The following is an 8675-nucleotide window of genomic DNA, read 5'->3' as shown; positions in this document are numbered from 1 at the left end:
CGTTTCCGACTCTATCAGATCTTTCCGATCCGATTTCCTCGGTGCTTTCCAGGTTCCCGCTTTCGCGTTTCCCTTTCCGGCGCTTCCGACTTTATCAGAAGTTTCGGGGCGGTTTGACCGGCCGTTCGTTTCCGATTCAATCGGGAGAGTGCTTCGTCGAATTCGTTGATTCGTGGAAGCTGATAGATGTTCACTGTCGCCCTCTGGGGTGCCCCCGTCTCCAGGCAACTGTTCGAATCTACCTCCCCGCTCGCTCCGTGTCAACGGCTCGTGCGGGAACGAAGAGGACAGTAGCAGCTCGCCGGGGTCGGATGCACATCAGGCGGCCGTCGGCACGGTGGCGCTGCGTTCGGCCTCCTCGACGTCACCCGTGTCACCGGCACGCACCGCGCGGCCTCCCAGGACATAGACGTAGGCGAGGAAGGCCAGCTCGGCGGCGACTCCGATGGTGATGCGCGCCCAGGTGGGCAGGCCGGAAGGCGTGACGAAGCCTTCGATGGCGCCGGAGACGAAGAGGACGAGGGCGAGGCCGACTGCCATGCCGATGGCCGCCCTGCCCTCTTCGGCAAGGGCCGCGCGCCGGGTGCGGGGCCCGGGATCGATGAGGGTCCAGCCCAGCCGCATACCTGTGCCCGCGGCGACGAACACCGCGGTCAGTTCGAGCAGGCCGTGCGGCAGGACCAGGCCGAGGAAGGTGTCGAGGCGGCCGGCCGACGACATGAGGCCGAAGCCGACACCGAGGTTGAGCATGTTCTGGAAGAGGATCCAGACGACGGGAAGCCCCAGGAAGACGCCCAGGATGAGGCAGAGCGCGGCGGCCCATGCGTTGTTCGTCCACACCTGGGCCGCGAACGAGGCGGCCGGGTTGCTCGAGTAGTACGTCTCGTACTGACCGCCCGGGCGGGTGAGCTCGCGCAGTTCGCTCGGTGCCGCGATGGTGGACTGCACCTCCGGATGGGTCCCGATCCACCAGCCGAGGAGCGCGGCGACTGCGGTCGACACGAGGGCCACGGGAACCCACCAGTGGCGGGCCCGGTAGACGGCCGCCGGGAACTGCTGGGTCAGAAAGCGTGTGACGTCGCGCCAGGAGGCGCGCCGGGTGCCGGTCACGACGCTGCGCGCGCGTGCCACCAGTTGGCTGAGCCGTCCGGTCAGCTGGGGGTCGGGGGCACCGGACTGGATGAGGGAGAGGTGGGTGGCCGTGCGCTGGTAGAGGGCGACGAGTTCGTCGGTCTCGGCACCGGTCAGGCGGCGCCTGCGCCGCAGGAGGGCGTCGAGGCGGTCCCACTCCGCGCGGTGGGTGGAGACGAAGACGTCGAGGTCCATCGGGGTGCCTGCTCCTCGGTATCGTCGGCGGCTCGTCGTGGATCAGCTTGTCGTACTGCGGCGCGGTGTGTCCTCAGCTTGGCAGACTGGCGGGGACGGGAGCTTCAGGGGAAGGGCGGCGCGCGTGAGTGAGCTGGTGACGGGCGAGGCGGTGGTGCTGGAACTGCGCCCCGCGAGGCTGCCCAGCAGGGCGCTGGCCGTCCTGCTCGACCTGGTGGTCGCCGTGGCCGTCTACGTGGCGGTGACCGTCGCGCTGGTCGCGTCCACCTCTTCCCTGGACGACGCGGCGCAGACTGCGCTGACGATCGTGACCTTCGTCCTGGTCCTGGTGGGCGGGCCGATCGCCGTGGAGACCCTGAGCCACGGGCGGTCGCTCGGGAAGACGGCGTGCGGTCTGCGGGTGGTGCGGGACGACGGCGGGCCCATCAGGTTCCGGCACGCGCTGGTGAGGGGCTTGATCGGGGTGGTCGAGATCCTCATGACGTTCGGGGTGATCGCCTGTATCGCCTCGTTGGTGTCGGCGCGGGGGCGGCGGCTCGGTGACGTGTTCGCGGGCACGCTGGTCGTGCGGGAGAGGGTGCCGTACTCGTCGGCGGGGTTCATGCCGCCGCCTCCGCCGTGGCTGGCGGGGCGGTTCTCGGGACTCGACCTGTCCGCGGTGCCCGACGATCTGTGGCTCGCCGTCCGTCAGTACCTGGCCCGGGCCGCACAACTGGATCCGCGCGTCGGCTGGGCCATGGCCGAGCGGCTCGCCACCGACGTGGCGGCCCGTACGGGTGCTCCGGTGCCGCGGGAGGTGCCGCCGCCCGCGTATCTGGCGGCGGTGTTGCAGGAACGGCAGGCCCGGGAGGTCCGGCGGGCGTTCGGCCGGCGTTCGGCCGGCGGGAATGCCGCCCCGGCGACGCCCGAGGTGCCGGTGTCTCCTGCGGCGGCTGCCCCGTCGGCGCCCGCACCGGCCACCCCGCCGCCGGCGCCGTCGTCCGACGGCCGCACCGAGGTGTCGCGGGACGTGCCGCCGGACGGCCGCCCCGGGACCGGGTTCGTGCCGCCGGCCTAGGAACGGCCGGCCACCCGGCGTCCCTCACCGGAACACGGACGGCGGTGTCTCCAGGTCCTCCAACTCGATCCCCGGGGCCGCCAGTACGACGTCGCCGGCGATGTGCACGGAGTGCTGTTCGCCCGTGTCCAGGGCTGTGACCTGGTATTCGTCCACGACGAGGGGTCCGTTGTCAGTGGCGTGTGCTTCTCTGTTCAGCAAGGCCCAGGACTGGTCCACGGTGCGGGGGGCGAGGACCGGGTCCGTGAGGGCGACGAGGCGTACGCGGGTCGCTGACCCGGAGGGGGTGAGGCGCAGGAGACGGGTGATGGCGACGAGGAAGGACGGGGAGGTGCCGGTGAAGGCGTGGGCGCGCGCATTGCCTTCGGTGGCGTGGGCTCCGGTGGGGTCGGTGCGGACCCAGGTGAGGCCGTCGATGGCCGCGCCGCGCACCTGCCAGTCGGCGGAGTGGAGTTCGAGGCGGATGGGGCGGCCGAGTTCGTCGAGGGCGAGGTCGACGGAGCCACGGTGATGTCCGGTGGGGGCGGTCAGTTGTGACACGTAGCGCCAGCCGGAGGGGCCGGGGGCGCACTGGAAGTGTTCTTCTGCGAGGAGGGTGTGGTCGTGCGGATCGTGAAGCGAATAACGGCCGCGGGGCATGGGTGTCCTGGGTGGTGACGGGCTGCTGGTCCGACCGCTGAGGCGGCAACGGGACAGGCCCCCGGCACGGGGGTGCGGGGGCCTGTCTCGAAGGCGAGGAGCCGTGGGAGCCGGAGGGCTCAGTAGCGGTAGTGGTCGGGCTTGTACGGCCCCTCGACCTTGACGCCGATGTAGTCGGCCTGCTCCGGGCGGAGCGTGGTCAGCTTGACGCCGAGGGCGTCGAGGTGGAGCCGGGCGACCTTCTCGTCCAGGTGCTTGGGCAGCACGTACACGTCGGTCGGGTAGGCGTCGGGCTTGGTGAACAGCTCGATCTGCGCCAGCGTCTGGTCCGCGAAGGAGTTGGACATCACGAACGACGGGTGACCCGTGGCGTTGCCCAGGTTCAGCAGGCGGCCCTCGGACAGGACGATGAGAACCTTGCCGTCCGGGTAGGTCCAGGTGTGGACCTGCGGCTTGACCTCGTCCTTGACGATGCCGGGGGTCTTGGCAAGGCCGGCCATGTCGATCTCGTTGTCGAAGTGGCCGATGTTGCCGACGATGGCCTGGTGCTTCATCTTGGCCATGTCCGAGGCCATGATGATGTCCTTGTTGCCGGTCGTGGTGACGAAGATGTCGGCCTTGTCGACGACCTCGTCCAGCGTTGTGACCTGGTACCCGTCCATCGCCGCCTGCAGCGCGCAGATCGGGTCGATCTCCGTGATGATCACGCGGGCGCCCTGGCCGCGCAGGGACTCCGCGCAGCCCTTGCCGACGTCGCCGTAGCCGCAGACGACGGCGGTCTTGCCGCCGATCAGCACGTCGGTGGCCCGGTTGATGCCGTCGATCAGGGAGTGGCGGCAGCCGTACTTGTTGTCGAACTTCGACTTGGTGACCGCGTCGTTGACGTTGATCGCCGGGAACAGGAGGGTGCCGTCGCGGTGCATCTCGTAGAGACGGTGGACGCCGGTCGTGGTCTCCTCGGTCACGCCGCGGATCTCGGACGCGAGCTGGGTCCACTTCTGCGGGGTCTCGCTGACCGTGCGGGTGAGGAGCTCGAGGATGACGCGGTGCTCGTCGGACTCGGCGGTGTCGACCGAGGGGACCTTGCCGTCCTTCTCGTACTCGACGCCCTTGTGGACGAGGAGGGTGGCGTCACCGCCGTCGTCCAGGATCATGTTGGGGCCGCCGGTGGGGGTGTTCGGCCAGGTCAGCGCCTGCTCCGTGCACCACCAGTACTCCTCCAGGGTCTCGCCCTTCCAGGCGAAGACCGGGACGCCCTGCGGGTTGTCCGGGGTGCCGTTCGGGCCGACGGCGATGGCGGCGGCCGCGTGGTCCTGGGTGGAGAAGATGTTGCAGGAGGCCCAGCGGACCTCGGCGCCCAGGGCGACCAGGGTCTCGATGAGCACCGCGGTCTGCACCGTCATGTGCAGGGAACCGGTGATCCGGGCACCGGCGAGCGGCTGAGCCTCGGCGTACTCCTTGCGGATCGCCATCAGTCCCGGCATCTCGTGCTCGGCGAGGGTGATCTCCTTGCGGCCGAACGAGGCCAGGGAGAGGTCGGCGACCTTGAAGTCCTGTCGGTTGTCGACAGTCGTCATTACGGGCTGCTCCTCGGGTTGGGTCGAGGTGGGAACGGCTGACCTGCGCGGCGGCGGACACAGGGGTGCCCCGAAGAGGACACAGGCATGCCCGCGTACGCGCAGCGCAGTCCGTCGGAGGCCCTCTCTCCCTCGGCCGGTCCGTCCTGGACCGCCCGACCGCCATCAGCAGCGACGTCTGGCTCCGTCCCAAGCTACACCGCGCGCGCCCGCCTCCCCAGTCCGCCTCCGAACACTTCCAGACGTTCACGAAGCGTGACGAGGGGCTGCGGGGCGTCGGTCAGTGGGCTGCGGGAGGCGCGGTGGGGCCGCCGGGGGTCGCCTCGGGGTCGGCGCCCTTGGCGGCCTCGGACTCGCTGTAGATGTCCGGTTCCAGGTAGATGACGCGGGCGATCGGGACAGCTTCGCGGATCCGGGACTCGGCGGCGTCGATCGCGGAGGCGATCTCCGTGGCCGTGCCGTCGTGACGGACGGCGATCTTGGCGGCGACGAGCAGTTCCTCGGGGCCGAGGTGGAGGGTGCGCATGTGGATGATGCCGGTGACCGTGTCACCGGCGACGGCCGCGGCCTCGATCTGCTGGATCACCTCGGCGCCGGCGGCCTCGCCGAGCAGCAGGGACTTGGTCTCGACGGCGAGGACCAGTGCGATGAGGATGAGCAGGATGCCGATGCACAGGGTGCCGATGCCGTCCCAGACGCCGTCGCCGGTGAGCAGGGCGAGGCCGACGCCGCCGAGGGCGAGGACCAGGCCGACGAGGGCGCCGAAGTCCTCCAGGAGGACGACCGGCAGCTCGGGGGCCTTGGCGTGGCGGATGAACTCCTTCCAGGACTTCGTGCCGCGCAGGGGGTTGGACTCCTTGACGGCGGTCCGGAAGGAGAAGCCCTCGGCGACGATCGCGAAGACCAGGACGCCCACCGGCCAGTACCAGTGCTCCAGTTCGTGCGGGTGCTTGATCTTCTCGTAGCCCTCGTAGAGGGCGAACATGCCGCCGACCGAGAAGAGCACGATGGAGACGAGGAAGGCGTAGATGTACCGCTCGCGGCCGAAGCCGAAGGGGTGTTGCGGAGTGGCCTCGCGCTGGGCCCGCTTGCCGCCGAGGAGGAGCAGGCCCTGGTTGCCCGAGTCGGCGACGGAGTGCACGGATTCGGCGAGCATCGAGGACGATCCGCTGAAGAGGAACGCCACGAATTTCGCCACCGCGATCGAGAGGTTGGCGAGCAGTGCCGCCACGATCGCCCTGGTACCGCCTGACGCGCTCATGTGTCGCGTTGTCCCTTCGCCTGCGTCTGCTTCTTCGTCTGCGTCCGTACGCCGCCGGCGGGGCGCGGCCGTCACCGGCTTTGGCCCCTCCTTTGCGGTGCGCCATTGTTGCAGCCCGTGCGGACCCCGAGGTGCCGGATGCCCCGTCGTTCGCCCGTCAGACAGGTGTCGGACCCGTGCGGGGTCGTCTCAGACGCGCACGGTGGCGCGGAAGAGCGTGCCGGTTCCGGACACTTCGGCCTTTTCGTGGGCCGGGACGAAGACGGAGCGGCCGGGGCGCAGTTCGTGCTCGCCCGCCCGTACGGTGCCCGCCGTGCAGAGCAGGATCTGCGGGGTGGGCAGGGTGAGGTCGTGGACGCCGGTGCCCTCGGGCAGGACGTAGCGGGACAGGCGGAACTCGTCGGTCGGGGTGTCGTAGACCTCTTCGCCGTCGGGGGACGCCTCCGGGCGCAGGACGCCGGCGTCGCCCGCCTCGAAGCGGACCACGCGCAGGAGTTCGGGGACGTCGACGTGCTTGGGGGTGAGGCCGCAGCGCAGGACGTTGTCGGAGTTGGCCATGATCTCGACGCCCAGGCCGTTGAGGTAGGCGTGCGGGATGCCTGCGCCGAGGTAGAGGGCCTCGCCGGGCTGGAGCCGGACGTGGTTGAGGAGCATGGCGGCGAGGACGCCGGGGTCGCCGGGGTAGTGGTGGGCGATGTCGGCGTACGGCCGGTAGGCGCCGCCGAGGCGTTCGCAGGCGGCCGCGGTCTCGGTGACCGTGCGGGACATCTCCTCGGGGTCGGCGGTGAGGACCGCGGTGAGCACCTCGCGCAGGGCGGCGTCCTCGGGGTGGGCGCGCAGCAGGTCGACGTACGGCTTGAGGGAGGCGACGCCGAGGCCGTCGAGCAGGTCGGCGGTCTCGGCCGGGGGGCGGAAGCCGCACAGGCCGTCGAAGTCGGTGAGGGCGCAGACCAGTTCGGGCTTGTGGTTGGCGTCCTTGTAGTTGCGGTGCGGGGCGTCCGCGGGGACCCCCCGGCGTTCCTCGTCCTCGTACCCCTGCCGGGCCTGTGCGAGGTCGGGGTGGACCTGGAGGGAGAGCGGGGCGCCGGCGGCGAGGAGCTTGAGGAGGAAGGGCAGCCGGGGGCCGAACTTGGCGACGGAGGCGGCGCCCAGTTCCCTCTCGGGGTCGGCGTCGACGACCTCGGCGAGGGTGCCCCGGCCCGTGCGGGAGGGGGCGCCGGGGTGGGCGCCCATCCACATCTCCGCCTGCGGTTCGCCGGTCGGCTCGGTCCCGAGGAGGGTCGGGATCGCGGTGGTGGAACCCCAGGCGTAGGGGCGGACGGTGTTGTCGAGGCGGTCCATGGGCTCTCTCTGCCGGTGCGTGCGGGTGCGTGGGCGATGGTGCGCCGGGGTCAGGATCCCGAGGCGAGTGCCAGGTAAACGGCGGCGAAATCCGTGATGGCGATCAGCTCGGCGAGGGTCTCCAGTTCGCCGCCCTCTTCGGGCTCCAGCTCGCTGATCGGCGTGTCGTGGCCCAGGGCCAGGTCACGGGCGTTGGGGGCGGCGGTGAGACCACCGGTGGGCCGGTCGCGCAGGAGCACCACGCGTGCGTGCAGCGCGGCCGGCTCCTCCACGCGGTCGCGGAAGAAGTCGTCGGGGTCGGCACCGGCGGCGAGTCGGCCGGCGAGCAGGGCGCTGTGCGCGGCGAGCGCCTCGGGCAGGTCGGCGACGACGGCGGGGGTGCCGGACAGCTCGGCGAGTGCGGCGGCGAACCGGCGGCCCGCGGGCCCGGCGGAGGTGCCCTCGGTCCACACGACGGGGAGGGAGTCGGCCAGTTCGGCCGCGAGGGTCTTGGCGGGGTTGCTGTAGGTGACGATCGCGGGCCCGCAGCGTTCGGCGACGCGGTCGAGCCGGTCGGCGACCTTGTCGACGGCCTCCGGGGGCGCCTCGAGCAGCCCGGTGCGGTCCAGCAGCGCGAGGAGCGGGGTGAGCAGCGCCCACAGGACGCCGGGGGCGGCACCGGCGAGGGGTTCGTCGTGGTCGTACGGGGCGGTCGCCATCGGAAGGAACAGGCCGCGGGAGGCGCCGACCGCCTCGCTGAGCGGGGAGCCGGCGGGGGCGACGGCGACGACCGTGCAGCCCCGGCGGTACGCCTGTTCGGCGAGCAGGGCCAGGCCCGGCTCGGTGCCGTCGGGGGTGGCGATCAGCAGGAGGTCGACGGAGCCGGTCCAGCCGGGCAGTTCCCAGCGCAGGGCGCCCGCGGCGGGGGCGACGCCGGTGGGGGCGAGGCGGGTGACGGGGCTGCCGGCGCCCGCGAGGGTGCCGAGGAGGTCGGCGGCGTGGGTGGCGGCGGCGCCGGGGCCCGCGATCAGTACGGCGCGGGGGCGGCCGTCCGGCCTGAGGTTGGCGACGCCGGCCTCGGCTGCCTGCCGGGCGGCGGTGCGGACGCGGGCGCCGGCCTCGGCGGCGCCGCGGAGGAGGCCGCGGCGGTCGGCCTCGGTGAGGCGCTCCGGGTCGTCGAGGAGCGATTCGTCGAACATGGCGGCAGGTCTCCGATCGCCGGGGCGTTCGTTCGGTTGCGCGGGGTCGTCGCCGGGATGCCGTCGCCTGGGCGGCGGTTACTCGGGGCGGCGGGCCTCGTCGACGAGGAGGACGGGGATGCCGTCGCGCACCGGGTAGGCCAGGCCGCAGTCCTGGCCGGTGCAGATCAGCTCCGCGTCCTGCTCCTGAAGGGGAGCGTGGCAGGCGGGGCAGGCGAGGATCTCCAGGAGGCCGGCTTCGAGCGGCATGGGGGTTCCCTCCGGGGGTGGTGGGGCGTGTGTGGATGTGCTGGTCA

The 8675-nt window shown here is 71.7% G+C and carries 8 protein-coding genes; 1 reads left to right on the top strand and 7 read right to left on the bottom strand.

Annotated features, from left to right (window positions below; translation table 11 throughout):
- Positions 1–318 precede the first annotated feature (318 nt).
- Positions 319–1326, bottom strand: a complete 1008-nt coding sequence (locus IG88_RS0135290; RefSeq protein ID WP_031050208.1) for a stage II sporulation protein M — start codon at positions 1324–1326, stop codon at positions 319–321.
- 124 nt (positions 1327–1450) lie between these two features.
- Here IG88_RS0135290 and IG88_RS0135285 point away from each other — a divergent pair, with 124 nt between their 5' ends.
- A complete protein-coding gene (locus tag IG88_RS0135285) occupies positions 1451–2383 on the top strand; it encodes an RDD family protein (RefSeq protein WP_031050205.1) in 933 nt (310 codons plus the stop codon).
- Between the two features lie 24 nt (positions 2384–2407).
- On the opposite strand, the gene IG88_RS0135280 is transcribed toward IG88_RS0135285, so the two are convergent.
- From IG88_RS0135280 to IG88_RS39475, 6 genes are all read right to left on the bottom strand, one after another.
- On the bottom strand, positions 2408–3022 hold the full coding sequence (locus IG88_RS0135280; protein WP_031050202.1) for a hypothetical protein: 615 nt from the start codon (positions 3020–3022) through the stop codon (positions 2408–2410).
- 119 nt (positions 3023–3141) lie between these two features.
- Positions 3142–4599: an adenosylhomocysteinase gene (gene ahcY / locus IG88_RS0135275; protein WP_031050199.1), complete on the bottom strand. Its 1458-nt coding sequence runs from the start codon at positions 4597–4599 to the stop codon at positions 3142–3144.
- 280 nt (positions 4600–4879) lie between these two features.
- Positions 4880–5860 (bottom strand): cation diffusion facilitator family transporter, encoded by a 981-nt coding sequence (locus IG88_RS0135270; RefSeq protein ID WP_031050196.1) that lies wholly within the window; start codon positions 5858–5860, stop codon positions 4880–4882.
- A gap of 189 nt (positions 5861–6049) precedes the next feature.
- The gene (manA, locus tag IG88_RS0135265) at positions 6050–7201 is read right to left on the bottom strand and encodes a mannose-6-phosphate isomerase, class I (protein ID WP_031050194.1); all 1152 of its coding nucleotides are present in this window, start codon (positions 7199–7201) and stop codon (positions 6050–6052) included.
- A 50-nt stretch (positions 7202–7251) separates the two neighbouring features.
- Entirely contained in the window at positions 7252–8379 is a 1128-nt protein-coding gene (locus IG88_RS0135260; RefSeq protein WP_031050193.1) for an SIS domain-containing protein, read from the bottom strand.
- Between the two features lie 78 nt (positions 8380–8457).
- A complete protein-coding gene (locus tag IG88_RS39475) occupies positions 8458–8628 on the bottom strand; it encodes a Trm112 family protein (RefSeq protein WP_037837372.1) in 171 nt (56 codons plus the stop codon).
- Between the last annotated feature and the right edge of the window lie 47 nt (positions 8629–8675).

The sequence above is a fragment of the Streptomyces sp. NRRL F-5650 genome, assembly GCF_000721365.1.
Lineage (GTDB): Bacteria > Actinomycetota > Actinomycetes > Streptomycetales > Streptomycetaceae > Streptomyces > Streptomyces ardesiacus.
This window is presented reverse-complemented; position numbering and strand designations above follow the sequence as displayed.